Raw genomic sequence first — 15336 nt, forward strand, 5'->3', positions numbered from 1 at the left:
GCCGCGGAGTGCCCACAAGTGGACCTGTCATGTGGCTGCCCATCGTTCTCATCCTGATCGCCGCGTTCGCCCGCGTGCTCGCGACGATGGATTTCTCCTGGGCGAACATCTCGCCGGTGATGGCGATCGCTTTCTGCGGCGCGGTGTATTTCCGCAAGCGCTGGACGTGGGCGGTGCCGTTCGTGGCGCTGTGCCTCTCCGACATCTACATCAACTGGTTCTACGCGCGCGAATACGGCTACGCGCTGCCGACGGCGGGCTACTTCGCGCGCTTCGCGTGCTTCGCCGCCGCGATCCTGATCGGCCGCTGGGTCGCGACGCGCAAGTCGTGGCTGTGGCTGCTCAACGGCAGCCTGCTCGGCGCGCTGCTGTTCTACCTCGTCACGAACACGCAGTCGTGGTGGTCGGATCCCTTCTACGCCAAGACGCTCGCCGGCTGGTGGCAGGCGCTGACGATCGGCCACCCGGAATTCCCGCCGACGATCTACTTTTTCAAGAACACCCTGTTCGGCGACCTGATGTTCACCGGGCTTTTCGCCGGCATCATGGAACTGGTCGCGCAGCGGAAGGGCGAGCCGAGCCTCCTCGACAGCACGGAGGAAGAGGAGGAAAGCGAGGAAGAGGCCGCGCCCGCCCCGGAAGAGGCCAAGACCGACTGAGCGCCCGCCGCCGGTCCGCCGGACGCGCGACCGGAGCGGAGGCTCAGAGCAGGTCGGCCGCGAGCTCGGCCAGGCGCGAGCGCTCGCCCTTGGAGAGCTTCACGTGCGCGTGGAGCGACTGGCCCTTCATCCGGTTGTGGCAGAAGACCAGGCCGTTGCTGCGCGCGTCGACGTAGGGGTTGTCGATCTGCGCCGGATCGCCGATGAGCACGATCTTCGAACTCTCGGAAATGCGCGTGATGACGGTCTTCACCTCGTGCGGCGTGAGCTGCTGCGCCTCGTCGAGGATGAAGAAGCGGCGGGCGATCGAGCGGCCGCGGATGAAGCACAGCGCCTCGATCTCGACGAGGCCGTTCTTGATCAGGCGCTCGTAGGGCTTCATCGGCGGGAGACCGTTTCCGTTGCCATTGCCGCCGCCGTGCGCGGGCTGCGGTGCGGTCATGCTGCCGATGATCTCGTCGTGCTTGCGCTTTTTCTTCCCGACCTTCTTCGCGGCGAACTGCGGCTCCTTCGGCAGCTTGGAGGGCATGAGCACCTCGAGCGCGTCGTGGTAGGGCTGCAGCCACGGCTTCATCTTCTCCTCGAGCGAGCCGGGGAGGAAGCCGATGTCCTTGCCGAGGGCGATGACGGGGCGCGAGATCGAGAGGCCGTCGTAGCGGGCGTTCTCCGGGTCGGTGATCTGGTGGAGCGCGCAGCCGGTGGAGAGGAGCGTCTTGCCCGTGCCCGCCTTGCCGAAGCAGGTGATGAGCGAGATGGAGTCGTCCATCAGCGCGTCCATGAAGAACTGCTGCTCGAGATTGCGCGGGCGGATCGGGATGCCGCCGGGGGCCTTGACGAACTCGGGGAAGCGCAGCCGGCGCACGACGCCCTGGCCGTAGTAGCGGCCGGGGGCGGTCTTGCCCTCGGGCGTCATGAGCAGGACGTATTCGTTGAGATAGAGTTTTTTCGCGACCTCGTCGGCGATGGCGAACTGCCCCTCGGAGAAGAAGCGCTGCATCTCGTAGACGTCGAGCGAGAGCGTCTGATACGAGTCGGTGTCGGGCGCCTCGGGGACCTTGTCGTTGAGGTAGTCCTCGGCCTCGAGGCCGACGGCGCGGGCCTTGAGCTGCACGTTGACGTCCTTGGTGACGAGGATCGTCGGCGGCGGGAAGGTTTCCTGCACGAAGAGCGCGGCCGCGATGATGCGGTTGTCCTTCTTCGTGAAATCCGAGACCACGGCGCGCAGCCGCTGCATCGCGGGCGTCGACCAGTTGTTCTCGACGAGGTAGCGGTTGATGATGATCGAGAGCGTGCCGCCGTTGGGCAGCTTCACGCCCTCGTGCATCGAGCGCGAGTCGGGCAGCAGCTCCTGCAGCAGCCGGTGCACGCGCCGCGCGTTGCGGCCACGCTCGGTCGACTGCTCGCTCTTGATCGCGTCGAGTTCCTCGAGCACCTCGACGGGGATCGCGAGGTTGTTGTCCTCGAACTTGAACAGCGACTGCGGGTCGTGCAGCAGGACGTTCGTGTCCAGAACGTAGGTCTTAACCTTCGTGCCAACGTGATGCTGCGGTGGATTGTAAACCCCACTCAGTGTGGATTCCATCGACGTGGATAACTTGTGAGCAACCCATGTATCCGCTTGGCGGTTTTGTAAATGCGATAATCGCAAATTGGTGAAAAATTCTCGTGAACTGACGGGCGTTGACCGCGCGAACGCCCGCAAGCGGCAGCGGCACTGGGCTCGGAAGAGCGCGTTTTCCCTCCCGAACCCGCCGCGCATCGCGCGCCCGCAGGCGTCGGCGTTCGGGGCGCGGGTGGAAAAGCGCAGTCAGATTCAAGGTGCCGAGGCGCGACTTTTCCGCGAACCTGCGGGTCCTTTCGCCATGAATCCCATGCACGTGATTGATTATCGCATCAACGGCGACGACATGCAGTTCGTCGAAGTCGAGCTCGACCCCAACGAAGCGGTTGTCGCCGAGGCCGGCGCCATGATGTTTATGGACGACGGCATCGAGATGGAGACGATCTTCGGCGACGGTTCGCAGCAGAACCGCGGTTTTCTCGGCTCGCTGCTCGGCGCAGGCACCCGCGTCCTCACGGGCGAGTCGCTTTTCATGACCGTCTATGGCAACCGCTCGATGCAGAAGCGGCGGGTGGCGTTCGGCGCGCCGTATCCCGGCAAGATCCTGCCCATGCACCTCGGCGAGATGGGCGGCGAGCTGATCGCGCAGAAGGATGCGTTCCTCTGCGCGGCCAAGGGCGTGAGCATCGGCATCGCTTTCCAGAAGCGCATCGGCGTCGGGTTGTTCGGCGGCGAGGGCTTCATCATGCAGCGGCTGCGCGGCGACGGCCTCGCCTTCGTGCATGCGTGCGGCACGCTCTACGAGCGCGTGCTGGCGCCGGGCGAGACCCTGCGCGTCGACACCGGCTGCCTCGTCGCGCTGCAGCCGGGCGTCGACTACGACATCGAGTTCATCGGCGGCATCAAGTCGGCGCTCTTCGGCGGCGAGGGCTTGTTCCTCGCGCGCCTCCGCGGCCCGGGCAAGGTGTGGCTGCAATCGCTGCCCTTCTCGCGTCTCGCCGGCCGCATCGTCGCGGCCGCGCCGCAGACCGGCCGCGGCGGCCGCGAGGAAGGCTCGATCCTCGGCGGCCTCGGCCGCGTGCTCGACGGCGACAACCGCTGATTCTCACCTGCTCCGCCGCTCGTCCCGTGGCGGAGCCGTTTGTCCCTAGCGGGTTGAAGGGACGGCGCCGACCGGCTTGGATCGGAGCGCAATGAGCACCACACTGACCTACGGCATCTATCTCGCGCTCGCGAACATCGCGCTGACGCTCGTCGGCTTTTTCCTCGGCTACCAGGGCGAGAACATCGCCCACGGCCAATGGTTTCAATACACGGTCTGGGTCGCGATGATCGCGGTCGCGGTCCTCGGCATCCGCGCGGTGCGCGAGGACTCGCCGCACAAGTCGCTCAGCTACGGCCGCGGCGTCGGCACGGCAGCGATGATCGGGCTCTACTCCGGCATTTTCGGCGGCATCTACGCGTTCATCCACTTCAAGTTCGTCAACCCGAACTTCATCGATTACCTCGTCGAATTCATCAAGAGCCAGCCCAACGCGGCGAACATGTCGGAGCAGCAGCTCGCCGGCATGGAGAAGGGCGTGCGGCTGTTCTACAGCCCGCCGGTGCTCGCGATCATGTCGCCGATCTTCAACACGATCATCTGCACGATCATCGGCCTCGTCGCCTCCGCCTTCCTGAAGCGCGCCGCGCCCGAGGGCGCCGAGCCGCCGCCGATGTGAGCGCACGCTGATCCTGCCTTTCCAACGAGCGAGGCCGTCCCCAACCCGGGGACGGCCTCGATTCGTTTCTGCACACACCGGCGCGCCACACCAGGCGCGCGGGAAATCCAGCCTAGAACGGGCGCAGCGCGCCGCGGGCCGCACGAGCGGCATCCGGAGCCGGATGGCCGCTCGTCTTGGTCTTCTCCGGCGCCTTCACCGCGGCGCCCTCCTGCTCGAGATTGTCGTCCGCCTCGAAGTCGATGGTCGCGGAATCGATCTTGCCCAGGCGCTTCTTCACCTCCGGCGGCAGCTTGTCGCGCTCCTCGTCGGTGTTGATCGGGCCCTTGAAGGTGACGCTGCCCTTGGCGTCCTTCATCGTCAGCTCCCGCTGGCCCTTGCCGGCCGTGATCTCGATCGAACCCTCGTCGTCGGAATAGGCAAAGTTGCCCTCGGCCATGTTCAGCAGCGACGAGCCGCCGTGGCGCTTGAAAACGTGCACGCGCGGACCGGCGAACCAGTTGCCCCGTTCGCGCCCGATGATGCGCAGGACGTCGTTGAGCTCGTCGCGCGCGAGGCCGGGCAGCTCGCGGAGGTGCTGGATCGCCGGACCGCCGTCGCCCTCGAAGAAGCGGAAGGCCTCGGGACCGGGCAGGTCGCCGGAGCGCAGGCCGAGCACGCGCGGCACCTCGCGCTCGGCGAGCTTCGCGGTGACGGTGATTTCCTTGCCGCCGCGGAAGAGCGTGAGCTTCACCTCGTCGCCGGGCTTCTTCGCGCGGATGAGCACGCTGAGCTGCCGCTGGTCGACGAGCTGCTGATCGCCGAGCCGGGTCAGCACGTCGTGCTCCTTGAGCACTGCGGCCGCCGGGCTGTCGGCGGCCACCCGCCGGACGACTAGGCCCATTTCCTCGGCCAGGCCGAGCTGCGAGGCGAGGGCGTCGGGCACCGGGGCGGTCTCGACGCCGAGGAAGGTGACTTTCTCGGTCGCGAGTTTCGGATCGGACTTGTCGCCCTTCTCGACCCGCACGCGGACGGGGTCGCTGACCTGGATGCGGACGACGTTGGGATCGACGTGCCGGACCACGGTGGTGGCGTGAGCCGAGGCGGCGAGGAGGCCGCCGAGGGCGGCGGGCAGAAGATAACGCACGGAATTTTTCATGTTCGGAGTGGGATTGGGGCGACGCATCGGTTTGCAAACCGGAGCCGACGCGTCACCCGGGGGTGGTCTGCAAAATCAGTGGAAGCTCGCGGGCATCACCCGCACCTCGTCGCGCGGCACGCTCCATTTGAGCGAGGCGTTGGTGGCGGGATTTTTCCAGGTGTAGGTGTCGACGTAGCGCGCGCGGATGCGGCGGGCCGGCGTGTTGTCCTCGAGGAGCACGGGGCCCTCGTCCTGAAGGTCGTAGAGGACGTTGGCCGCCTTCACCGGCCGGTAGGTGTCGCGCGAGGCCAAGGCCTGCGGCTGGAACTCGGTCGCGGGGGCGCCGCCGTCGGCGTCGCCTGGGCCAGCTCCGGCTCGGGCGCGCGCGTCGCAGCCGGCTCGGCAGACTGCCAGTGCCAGACGGCGAGCGACACCGCCAGGGCGACGCTGGCCGCCGCCGCCATCTGCCAGCTGAACCACTTCCACGAGCGCAGCGTGGTGGCGGAAGTGTAGGTCGGGAGGTCTGCCGGAGCCGCGGCTGTGGCCGGGCGGGCGGCATCGGCGGACGGCGAGAGTTCGTGCTCCACCCGGGCGCGGAGCAGAACCGACGGGCGCCGCGGGCGCAGCGCCTTCAGTTCGTTTTCCAGATCCTGGAGTGAGGTGTCATCCATAACTGAGCGGCTTCAATTCCTTGCGCAGCGCGCCGAGCGCATAGCGGTAGCGCGACGCGGCGGTGTTGGGCGAGATGCCGAGCAGCTCGCCGATTTGTTCGAAAGTGAGTTCCTCCCAGATCTTGAGCACGAGCACCTCGCGCTGCTCCTCGGGCAGGCGCTGGAGCGCGGCCTCGATTTCTGCCCGCCGCTCGTCGCCATCGCCGGGCAGCGGCTCAAAAATCCCCTCGCGCTCCTCGAGGCCGCCGTCGGCCTTCTCCTCGCGGGCGATCCGGCGGCCTTCGCGGCGGGCCAGATCGAGCGCGGCACGGCGAACGGAGGTGATGAGCAAGGCCTGCGGGTCGCCCGGCAACTCCCGCTGGTGGCGCCAGTAGCGCACGAAGGCCTCCTGGACCACGTCCTCGGCGTCCGCCAGCGAACGGGTCCACTGCCGCGCACAGAGCAGCAGCTTGGGTCCGTAAGCCTCGAACCAGTCTTTCCAGGATGGGGATGCACGCGTGGCCTCCATGATTCGTTGTTTCCTGAAAAGCGTCATGCCGCAGGGGATTTGTTTATCCCGCCCCCGGATTCGCGCAACCGGGCAAAAGAAAAAGGGCCGGTGCTGAACCGGCCCTGGCGTGGAGGGAAAAAGAAGAGGCCCGGGCTACCCCTAACCCGGGCCTCATTTGCACACTATGCTTTCGGCTGAAACTTTCAGGACGTGCGCTTGGCGCCGTCGAAGGCCGCGAAGGCCAGGATCGCCACCGCGGCGGCATAACCAACCACCAGGCCGAGGAGCGGGAGGTCGGTGTTGACCTTCGCCAGTTCGAAGAAGACGACGGCGAGGGTGCCCGTGAGGGCGGCGGATTGGAGGAGAGTCTTGGTGTTCATGTGGGTGAACCTTTCGGTGAGTTGTCTTGGATGACGGGGCAGAGATTACCACGAGCCTTGCAATAGGAGAAATACTTCGTTTCTATTCATTCCATAGCCTAAATCTATGGAAATTTACCAACTCCGCTACTTCGTCGCCGTGGCCGAAACGGGGAATTTCACCAAAGCCGCCGCCCGCTGCTTCATTTCTCAACCATCTCTAAGCCAGCAAATTCTGAATCTGGAAGAAGAGCTCGGGCAGAAGCTCTTCCACCGCCTCGGCCGCAAGGTCGCCCCCACTACCGCCGGCGAACTCCTGCTGGAGCGCGCCCATCGGATCCTCGCCGAAGCGGACGATGCGATCCGCGAGCTCAAGGAGGATCCGGCGCAAGGCCACCGCGTCTCGGTCGGCGTCATCCCGACGGTGGCGCACTTTTTCCTGCCCGCGATCCTGGCCTATTGCCGTGCCAACGAAATCCGAATCCAACTCAATAGCTGGGAGGATTTTAGGCCAACCGTCGTCCAGGCTGTGCTCGACGGCGAAATCGACCTTGGCGTGGTCTCCATGCCCGTGAACGAGCCGCGCATCGAGACCTCCGTGCTGTTTTCCGAGCCGCTCCTGCTCGCCGTGTCGGCCAACCACCCGCTGGCCAACGCCGCGAGCGTCACCCTCGAGGATCTGCGCGATCAGGACTTCGTCATGCTCGGCACCGGCTCCTCCACGGCGACGCTCGTGCAGCGCCTGCTCGGCGACCACGACTTCGAGCCGCGCATCGCGCACCGCGTCGCCCAGCTTTCCACCGCCAAGGCCCTGACCGCACTCGGCGCCGGCATCAGCGTCCTGCCGCGCAGCGCGCGCACCACCAACGACCCGGCGGGCCTCGTCTACCGCAAGTTCAGCGGCCAGGTGCCGATGCGCGAGATTTCGCTCATCCGCCACTATCGCCACCACCACACGAAGGGCGCGCGCATTTTCTCCGACGCCGCCCACGCGGTCGTGGGTCCGATGCAGAGCAATCTCACCACCACCCCGCCCTTTCGGCCCCCGGGCGCGACGCGAAGCTGAGTTGCACGCCGGGCAAAACTGAGAACCGTCGTCCGCTTCATGTCGGCCCAACCACGCATCCACGAGCGCCTCCTGCTGTTCACGCTGGCCGCCGTCCAGTTCACCCACGTCATGGACTACATGATCCTGATGCCGCTGGGCTCGCACCTGATGCGCGTGTTCGACATCAGCCCGGCGCAATTCAGCCGGCTCGTTGCCGCCTACAGCATCGCCGCCGCGCTCACCGGCTTCATCGGCGGCTTCCTGCTCGACCGCTACGACCGCAAGCGCGCACTGCTCTTCCTCTACACCGGCTTCGGGCTCTCCACCCTGGCCTGCGCCCTCGCCCCCAGCTATCAGTTCCTCCTCATCGCGCGCTTCGCCGCCGGCGCCTTCGGCGGCCTGGCGGGCTCGGTCGTCACCGCCGCCGTGAGCGACGTCATCCCGCCCGAGCGCCGCGGTGCGGCCATGGGCGTGGTCATGACCTCGTTCCCCATCGCCTCCGTGCTCGGCGTGCCGTGCGGCCTGGCCCTGGCCGGCTGGTTCGAGTGGCACGCGCCGTTCTTCCTGCTCGCCGCCATGAGCCTCGTCATCGGCGTGATCGGCTGGCGCGTGCTGCCCGCGCTGCCGCCGCATCCGGTCGACGCCCACCCGTGGCAGCAGATGCGCGCGATCTGCACCCATCCGATCCACCTCCGCGGCTTCGCGCTCTCGGCCGTGCTGGTGTTCGCCGGCGGCTGCATCATCCCCTTCATGGCGCCGTCGATGGTCACCAACGTCGGCCTGACCGAGGCCCAGCTCCCGCTCGTCTACCTCGCCGGCGGCGCGTTCACCTTCTTCACCATGCCGTGGTTCGGGCGCCTCTCGGACCGCCACGACAAGCTCCATGTCTTCGCTGCGATCACGGCCCTCGCGTGCCTCGCGACCGTCGTCCTCACCCACCTTCCGGTCGTGCCCGTCGCCGTCGCGCTGATCGTGACGACGCTGTTCATGATCGGCATGTCCGGGCGCTTCCCGCCCGCGATGGCGCTGATCACGAACTCCGTCGAGGCGCGCTACCGCGGCGGGTTCATGAGCGTGAACTCCGCCGTGCAACAGGGCGCCAGCGCGTTCGCCAACACCATCGCAGGCATCTTCGTGGCCCGCGAGGCCGCCAGCGGACGCCTCGAGGGCTACCCGCGCGTCGGCTACCTCGCCGTGGTCGCGTTCGCCGGCGCCATCTACCTGGCCGCGCGCCTGCGCGCCGCCGCGCCGCACGCCGCGCGTCCGCAGACGCTCGCGCCGGCTCCGGCCAAGGCGGGCTAACCGGCGCCGCCCGCGAGGGCGCGATCCAGTTCCATCCGCGTGCGCTCGAAGGTCGCCTTCACCGCGTCGAACTCCGACGGCGCCGCGGAACGCAGGCGCGAGATGAGGGCCTCCAGCGTCTTGAGCAGGCGCTTCGCCTCCGCCCACTGCGCGCCCTGGTCCGGCGCCGACTTCATGGCCGCATCGAGGTTTTTCCGATAGGCCTGCACCTGCACCAGGGCCGCGTCCACGTAGAGCCCGCGCGCCTCCTCGTAGGCACTCGGCTGGGGCGGCGGAACGGGCGGCTGCGCCCCGGCGATGGCTCCACTCAACGCTCCGATCAGCAGAATCCGTTTGGCGAGTTGCATGCTGAGTTAGACGCCCGTGGCGTCCAAAGTTCCCGCCCGCCCCGCTTATCAGTTGCAGCTCGCTCCTCCGGCGCTAACAGAGGCGTTGCGTGTCCACCTCGCCCAGCCTCCTCCCGTCAGCCGCCGCCCCGTCCAGGACGGCGCCGGCGCGCCCGGAAATCCTCGCGCCGGCGGGCGACTGGGAATGCGCCCGGGCCGCGGTGGAGAACGGCGCCGACGCGATTTACTTCGGGCTCGAGCGCTTCAACGCCCGCATGCGCGCGCACAACTTCACCATCGCGGACCTGCCGCGCCTGATGGAGTTCCTGCACCGCCGCGGCGTGCGCGGCTACGTGACCTTCAACACGCTGGTGTTCGCCGACGAGCTCGCCGACGCCGAGAGCTACCTGCGCAGCATCATCGCCGCCGGGGTCGACGCCGCCATCGTGCAGGACGTCGGCATCTGCCGCCTCATCCGCGCGCTCTCGCCGGATTTTCCGATCCACACGTCGACACAAATGACCGTGACGAGCGCGGCCGGCGTTGAATTTGCCAAGGAGCTCGGCGCCAACCTCGTCGTGCTCGCGCGCGAAAACTCGCTCGCGGAGATCGCCGCCATCCAGACCGCGCAGAAGGCCGCCGCCGGCGCGCTTCCGCTCGAGGTCTTCGTCCACGGCGCGCTCTGCGTCGCCTACTCCGGCCAGTGCCTCACCAGCGAGTCGCTCGGCGGCCGCTCCGCCAACCGCGGCGAGTGCGCCCAGGCCTGCCGCATGCCCTACGAGCTGATCTCCGACGGCACCCGCGTCGAGCTCGGCGACCGCCGCTACCTGCTCAGCCCGCAGGATCTCGCCGGCCTCGAGGTGCTGCCCGACCTCGTGCGCGCCGGCGTCGCCTCGCTCAAGATCGAGGGCCGCCTCAAGTCCCCCGAATACGTTGCCAACATCACCCGCGTCTACCGCGCCGCGCTCGACCGCGCGCTCGCAGAGGCCCAGCCAGCCCAGAGCCCAGAGTCGAGAGCCGAGAGCTCGAAAGCGATCCGCGCAACGCCTTCTCCGGCTCTCAGCCCTCAGCCCTCGGCTCTCGCCTTTTCGCCCGCCGCGGCCCGCTACGACCTCGAGATGACCTTTTCCCGCGGCCTCTACACCGGCTGGTTCCGCGGCATCAACAACCAGGAGCTGGCCCATGCGCGCTTCGGCACCAAGCGCGGCGTCTTTCTCGGTCCGGTCACGCAGGTCGGCCCGGACTTCGTGGTGGTCGCCCTCGAGGCGCCGCTGAAACCGGGCGATGGCATCGTGTTCGACGCCGGCAATCCCGAGATAAAGGAGGAAGGCGGGCGCGTTTACCAGGTGCAGCCGCGCGGCGCCCACTCGCAGGCGGGCGCGACCGAGACGCTCCTGCGCTTCGGCCGCGGCGACATCGACTTCGACCGCGTGCGCCCGGGCCATCGCGTCTGGAAGACCAACGACCCCGAACTCGACCGGCGTCTGCGCGCGACCTTCGAGGGCGACCAGATCCGCTTCCGCCGTCCGATCGACCTCGAAGTCCACGGCCATGCCGGCGCGCCGCTGACGCTCCTCGCCCGCGATGCCGAGGGCCACGTCGCGCGGGCGCAATCCGCCGCGCCGCTCGCCGCCGCGGAGAAGCAGCCGCTCTCCACCGAGCGGTTGCGCGACCAGCTCGGCCGCCTCGGCGGCACGCCGTTCGAGCTCGGCCAGCTGGCCAACCACCTCGAAGGCGCCGTGCACCTCGCCGTGAGCGAGCTCAACGAGCTGCGCCGCCGCGTCGTCGCCGACCTCGACGCCCAGCGCGCCGCGCCGAAGCGCTGGCGCCTGCGGGACGACGCCCCGCTCGCCCGCCTGCAGCCGCGTCCCGAGGCCCGTCCCGCCGCCGCGCCCGAGCTGATCGTCGTCATCCGCCACCTGCACCAGCTCGAGGCCGCCTGGGCCGCCGGCGCCCGCACGATCTACGCGGAGTTCGAGGACCCGAAGAAATACCGCGACGCCGTGCAGCGCTTCCGCGAGCTGCGCGGGGAGGACCCGACCGCGACGCTCTGGGTCGCCGCCCCACGCATCTTCAAGCCCGGCGAGGAATGGATCCTCAAGCAGGTGCTCTCGTGCGACGCCGACGGCTATCTCGTCCGCAATTACGATCACCTGAAATGGTTCGCGGACAAACGCCGCCGCGGGGATTTTTCCCTCAACGTCGCGAATCCGCTCACCGCCGCCTACTACCGCGAGCGCTACGGGCTCGAGCGCGTCACCGCGAGCTACGACCTCAACGTCGCCCAGCTCGAGGCGCTGCTCTCCGGCGCGCCCGGCGCGTGGTTCGACATCACGCTGCACCAACACATGCCGATGTTTCACATGGAGCACTGCGTGTTCTGCGCCTTCCTGTCGGACGGCACCGACTACCGCTCCTGCGGCCGGCCCTGCGACCGGCACGACGTCCGCCTGCGCGACCGCATCGGCGCGGAGCACCCGCTGAAAGCCGACGCCGGCTGCCGCAACACCGTCTACAACGCCCGCGCGCAGACCGGCGCCGAGTTCGTCGACCGCCTGCTCGCGCTCGGCGCGCGCTCCTTCCGCATCGAGTTCCTCAACGAATCGGCCGACGAACTGCAGCGCACCGTCGGCCGTTACCGCCAGCTGCTGCGCGGCGAGATTACCGGCGCGGAGCTCTGGCGGGAATTCAAGCTCATCAACCAGCTCGGCGTGACCCGCGGCCAGCTCGAGGCCGCGCCGCAGCTCCTGCGCAAGAAGAACTGAGCGCGGCCCGTTTTCGCGGGCTAATCGCCGCGTCAAAACCGCCTTTTTTGTCGCGTCGCCCGGGGTGCTTTCTAGTGTGCCCGCGCCCGTCCGCATGAGCCCGACCTCTCCGCAAGCCTCCGCCACCCAGCCCGTTTCCGCCTCGCCCGATCTCGAGATCAAGGACGCGGCGGTCATCTTCGAGCCGATCTGGGCGGACCTGGAGGCGGATTACGGCCGCGAAAACCTGCGCTTCCCCAAGGAACTCATCCTCCTCGGCGGCGCCCCTGGCGCCGGCAAGGGCACCAACACGCCCTACATCCTCAAGGCCCGCGGCCTCACCTGCGCGCCCATCGTCATGAGCGCGCTGCTCGACACCCCGGAGATGAAGCGCCTCAAGGAGGCCGGCTCGCTCATCGGCGACCGCGAGGTGCTCAGCGTCCTCCTGCGCCAGCTGCTCAAGCCGGAATACCGCGACGGCGTCATCCTCGACGGCTTCCCCCGCACCAAGGTGCAGGTCGAGTGCCTGAAGATGCTTTACGAAAAGATGATTCAGCTCTGGCGCGAGTTCTACGGCACGCCGCTGGGCATCCATTTCCGCCAGCCGATCGTCCACATCGTCGTCCTCTTCGTCGACGAGAAGGAGTCCATCGCCCGCCAGATCAAGCGCGGCCGTGAGTCGAAGGCGCACAACGACGAGGTCCGCACCTCCGGCCGCGGCCAGCTCTGGGAGGAGCGCGCCACCGACTTCGACGAGAGCCTCGCCGCCCGCCGCTACCGCGTGTTCAAGGAGCAGACCTGGGACGCCCTCCTCTCGCTCAAGGACGTCTTCCACTACCACCTCGTCAACGCCCAGGGCCCGCTGCACGAGGTCGAGAAGGCCATCGCCGACGAACTCGCCTACCAGAGCTCGCTCGAGCTTGACCCGCGCACCTACGACCAGCTCCGCACCCTCCCGCTCGCCAGCGACGTCATCGTCCACGCCCGCCAGGAACTGGTGAAGCGCCTCGACGGCTACGCCCTCAACCAGCCCGAGCTCTTCGCCCGCGTCATCGCGCTGATCGAGAAGAAAATCATGCCGATCATCATCCGGCACGCGATCTCCGGCCACTCCAACGTCAACAGCGAGGACCCGATCCTCGAGGAGCCGCAGGCGCTGGCGATGCTGATCGATATCTTCTCCGAGCGCGGCTACCACGCTGTCGTCGACATCATCCGCGTCGACGTGCCCGACCGCTTCGACCTCGCCACCGGCAAGATCCATTGCCGGCAGAAGAAGGTCCACCGCTTCATCATCAAGTTCCGCGGCTCGGAACTGCGCCGGGGCTGACGCCCGCCTCCGCCGCGCCGGCCGCGCCCTTTTCCGCCGGCGCCGCCGCCTCGGCCTCGCCCAGCAACACTGCCGCCGCGCGCTCGCCCGGCACCAGCCGCACGATCTCGCGCGCGAGCTGGAGCGCCAGCGTCCCCTCGCCTTCGGCGATCAACTCGCGCACGAGCCGGAACGCCGCCGCGCGGGCCACGCCGGGTTTCAGCGCCAGGTCGCGAAACACGATCATCGCCGCCGGCATCTCGCCGAGGGCGCGCCGGGCGCGGAACTCGCGCATCGCCAGCGCCGGCTCGGATTCGGCCAGCCATTCCGGCCCGCTCCGGCGCACCGCGCGCAGCACCCGCAGCGCCCGGTCCGGCTGGTGGAGCGCGAGCGCCTCGTCGATCGCCGCGAGCGCGGCCGCGCCGCTGCCGAAATTCTGCGCGCCGGGCTCGTCCGGCGCCGTCGCCGGCGGCGGGCTGGCCGCGGCCGCGCTCATCCGAGCCTCGGTGATCTTCCGGCGCGCCACGGCCTCGCCGAGCCGCCGGTATTCCCGCTGCAACGCATCGCTCTGGGGCAGGAAGCGCAGGCCGATCTCCGCCGCCTGCGCGGCTGCGGACAGGTTGCCGCCGCGCTCGAGCACGGTGATCACGAGCGGGAAGAACCCCGGCTTCAGCCGCCCCCGCAGCGCAGCAGATGCGCCGTCAGGGCCGCGCTCTGCGCGTCGCCGTCCGGTCCGGCCGCGCGCACGAGCCGCGCGAAGAGCTCCGGGACGTCGCGCTGCGCCTCGGGCAGCTCGGGCAGCGTGTTCTCCCACAGCGGCAGGCGACGGCGCGCCTCCGCGAGGTCGCCGCGCCGCAGCGCCAGCTCGGTCTCGTCCACCTGGAAGGCAAAGGGGTTGAAGCGGCGACGCTCCGCCTCCTGCGCGGCGCGCACGAGCACGAGCGGCAGGTCCAGCTCGACCGCGAGGGCGCCGAGCGCCTGCAGGGCGCGCTCGTCCGGACCGTGGAAGCGCAGGAACTCGACGATCGCGCCGTCGCGCAAGCTCGGACGCCGCAGCTCGTGCCAGCCGCGGATCGCCCGCAGCGCGGTCTCGACCGGGTTCACCGCGGTCTCAGCCTTCAGGCGGCGCACCGCGCTCTCGAAGGCGGGCGCGTCGCCCGCCGCCAACGCGAGCTCCATCTCCGTCCGCGGTTCGCGTCGGGCCGCGGGCGGCAGCTGCCCGAACAGCGCCGCGGCCTCGCCGTCGCGGCCGAGTTGCCGCAGCGCCCGGAGGAAAGGAGCACCGAGCGCAATCCCGCGCGCGAGCCGGCGTCGGCCGGCAGGGTCGCCAGCAGGGCCAGCGCCGCCGCCGGCTCCCGCACCAGCAGCAGGCTCGCCCGCGCATTCGTCACCGCACGGCGCGCCGCCTCGGTCAGCGGCGGCTGGCGGTCCGGCGCCAGCAGGGCCGCGCTGCGCTCGAGCGCCTTCGCCTCCGCGCCCATCAGCGCGTAGAGATCGAAGAGCGCGTCGAGCAGCGCGGGCTCGTGGGGCGAGCGCGCGAGGCCGTCCTCGATCGTCTTCAGCGCGCGTGCGCGGTCCAGCACCGCCCAGATCCGGGTCAGGGCGAGCCGGCCGGCGAGGTTGTCCGGCGCGCGGGCCAGCCCGGCCTGCAGGTTGAAGGCCGCCTCGACCAGCTGGCCCTGCTCGAGCCGGCTCTGGCCGAGGGCGAGCAGGCGCTCGCCGCGCATCCGGCGGAACTTTTCCGGCTGCCCGGGCGCCAGCGCCAGGTCGATCCACGCCACGCGCGTCTCCGCCTGCCGGCCCCACCAGTAATAAAGCGCCGTCACGCCGGCGAGGTAGCCGGCGACCGCGAGCACGGCGAGCGCGGCGAGCAGGCGCTTCCAGTAGATCACGATGTCCCACACCGGATCGCGCTGGAGCTCGACGCGCCAGCCGATCGCGCCCAGGAACCACCGGCGCGTGTCGGAGGGCGCGAGCCGGCGCCGCCAGCCGGAAGAGGATTGGATGCGGAGTTGCACGGGAAACA

At 69.1% G+C, this 15336-nt stretch carries 17 protein-coding genes; 7 read left to right on the forward strand and 10 right to left on the reverse strand.

The genetic code is table 11. From position 1 onward, the window contains the following. Positions 1-29 precede the first annotated feature (29 nt). Positions 30-659, forward strand: coding sequence for a DUF6580 family putative transport protein (locus ACMYLB_RS17890; protein ID WP_415908301.1), 630 nt, complete (start codon positions 30-32; stop codon positions 657-659). 43 nt (positions 660-702) lie between these two features. Here ACMYLB_RS17890 and ACMYLB_RS17895 read toward each other — a convergent pair whose 3' ends face one another. Next, positions 703-2241, reverse strand: coding sequence for a PhoH family protein (locus ACMYLB_RS17895; RefSeq protein WP_415908302.1), 1539 nt, complete (start codon positions 2239-2241; stop codon positions 703-705). Positions 2242-2521: 280 nt separating this feature from the next. On the opposite strand from ACMYLB_RS17895, the gene ACMYLB_RS17900 reads away from it, so the two are divergent. After that, positions 2522-3322, forward strand: coding sequence for a TIGR00266 family protein (locus ACMYLB_RS17900; RefSeq protein WP_415908303.1), 801 nt, complete (start codon positions 2522-2524; stop codon positions 3320-3322). 91 nt (positions 3323-3413) lie between these two features. Next, positions 3414-3941, forward strand: a complete 528-nt coding sequence (locus ACMYLB_RS17905) for a DUF4199 domain-containing protein (RefSeq protein ID WP_415908304.1) — start codon at positions 3414-3416, stop codon at positions 3939-3941. A 112-nt stretch (positions 3942-4053) separates the two neighbouring features. Here ACMYLB_RS17905 and ACMYLB_RS17910 read toward each other — a convergent pair whose 3' ends face one another. From ACMYLB_RS17910 to ACMYLB_RS17930, 5 genes are all read right to left on the reverse strand, one after another. Next, complete coding sequence (locus tag ACMYLB_RS17910) at positions 4054-5079, reverse strand: S1C family serine protease (RefSeq protein ID WP_415908305.1); 1026 nt, start codon at positions 5077-5079, stop codon at positions 4054-4056. A 75-nt stretch (positions 5080-5154) separates the two neighbouring features. Further along, positions 5155-5373 (reverse strand): hypothetical protein, encoded by a 219-nt coding sequence (locus ACMYLB_RS17915; protein WP_415908306.1) that lies wholly within the window; start codon positions 5371-5373, stop codon positions 5155-5157. Further along, entirely contained in the window at positions 5343-5732 is a 390-nt protein-coding gene (locus ACMYLB_RS17920) for a hypothetical protein (protein WP_415908307.1), read from the reverse strand. The genes ACMYLB_RS17915 and ACMYLB_RS17920 overlap by 31 nt, the downstream gene beginning before the upstream one ends. Then, on the reverse strand, positions 5725-6240 hold the full coding sequence (locus ACMYLB_RS17925) for an RNA polymerase sigma factor (protein WP_415908308.1): 516 nt from the start codon (positions 6238-6240) through the stop codon (positions 5725-5727). Before ACMYLB_RS17925 ends, ACMYLB_RS17920 begins: the two co-directional genes overlap by 8 nt. A 185-nt stretch (positions 6241-6425) precedes the next feature. Then, positions 6426-6602: a hypothetical protein gene (locus ACMYLB_RS17930; RefSeq protein WP_415908309.1), complete on the reverse strand. Its 177-nt coding sequence runs from the start codon at positions 6600-6602 to the stop codon at positions 6426-6428. 106 nt (positions 6603-6708) lie between these two features. Here ACMYLB_RS17930 and ACMYLB_RS17935 point away from each other — a divergent pair, with 106 nt between their 5' ends. Further along, complete coding sequence (locus ACMYLB_RS17935) at positions 6709-7647, forward strand: LysR family transcriptional regulator (RefSeq protein WP_415908310.1); 939 nt, start codon at positions 6709-6711, stop codon at positions 7645-7647. A 39-nt stretch (positions 7648-7686) separates the two neighbouring features. Then, positions 7687-8931 (forward strand): MFS transporter, encoded by a 1245-nt coding sequence (locus tag ACMYLB_RS17940; RefSeq protein ID WP_415908311.1) that lies wholly within the window; start codon positions 7687-7689, stop codon positions 8929-8931. Here the strand turns inward: ACMYLB_RS17940 and ACMYLB_RS17945 are convergent. Next, a complete protein-coding gene (locus tag ACMYLB_RS17945) occupies positions 8928-9278 on the reverse strand; it encodes a hypothetical protein (RefSeq protein ID WP_415908312.1) in 351 nt (116 codons plus the stop codon). The two genes, ACMYLB_RS17940 and ACMYLB_RS17945, sit on opposite strands and share 4 nt — an antisense overlap. A gap of 89 nt (positions 9279-9367) precedes the next feature. Between ACMYLB_RS17945 and ACMYLB_RS17950 the strand changes: the two genes are divergently transcribed. Both ACMYLB_RS17950 and ACMYLB_RS17955 read left to right on the forward strand, forming a co-directional pair. Then, positions 9368-12022: a DUF3656 domain-containing U32 family peptidase gene (locus ACMYLB_RS17950; RefSeq protein WP_415908313.1), complete on the forward strand. Its 2655-nt coding sequence runs from the start codon at positions 9368-9370 to the stop codon at positions 12020-12022. 94 nt (positions 12023-12116) lie between these two features. Further along, positions 12117-13331 carry a nucleoside monophosphate kinase gene (locus ACMYLB_RS17955; protein ID WP_415908314.1) on the forward strand — a complete coding sequence of 405 codons (1215 nt, stop codon included), beginning with the start codon at positions 12117-12119 and terminating at the stop codon, positions 13329-13331. On the opposite strand, the gene ACMYLB_RS17960 is transcribed toward ACMYLB_RS17955, so the two are convergent. The 3 genes from ACMYLB_RS17960 to ACMYLB_RS17970 are packed head-to-tail and all read right to left on the reverse strand — an operon-like array spanning position 13297 to position 15328. Next, positions 13297-13959, reverse strand: a complete 663-nt coding sequence (locus tag ACMYLB_RS17960; protein ID WP_415908315.1) for a hypothetical protein — start codon at positions 13957-13959, stop codon at positions 13297-13299. The genes ACMYLB_RS17955 and ACMYLB_RS17960 overlap by 35 nt on opposite strands. Positions 13960-13979: 20 nt before the next feature. Continuing rightward, positions 13980-14489 carry a hypothetical protein gene (locus ACMYLB_RS17965; protein ID WP_415908316.1) on the reverse strand — a complete coding sequence of 170 codons (510 nt, stop codon included), beginning with the start codon at positions 14487-14489 and terminating at the stop codon, positions 13980-13982. After that, the gene (locus ACMYLB_RS17970) at positions 14429-15328 is read right to left on the reverse strand and encodes a tetratricopeptide repeat protein (protein ID WP_415908317.1); all 900 of its coding nucleotides are present in this window, start codon (positions 15326-15328) and stop codon (positions 14429-14431) included. The genes ACMYLB_RS17965 and ACMYLB_RS17970 overlap by 61 nt, the downstream gene beginning before the upstream one ends. Positions 15329-15336 lie beyond the last annotated feature (8 nt).

Origin of the sequence: Oleiharenicola sp. Vm1 (genome assembly GCF_047777955.1) — a bacterium.
GTDB lineage: Bacteria > Verrucomicrobiota > Verrucomicrobiia > Opitutales > Opitutaceae > Didemnitutus.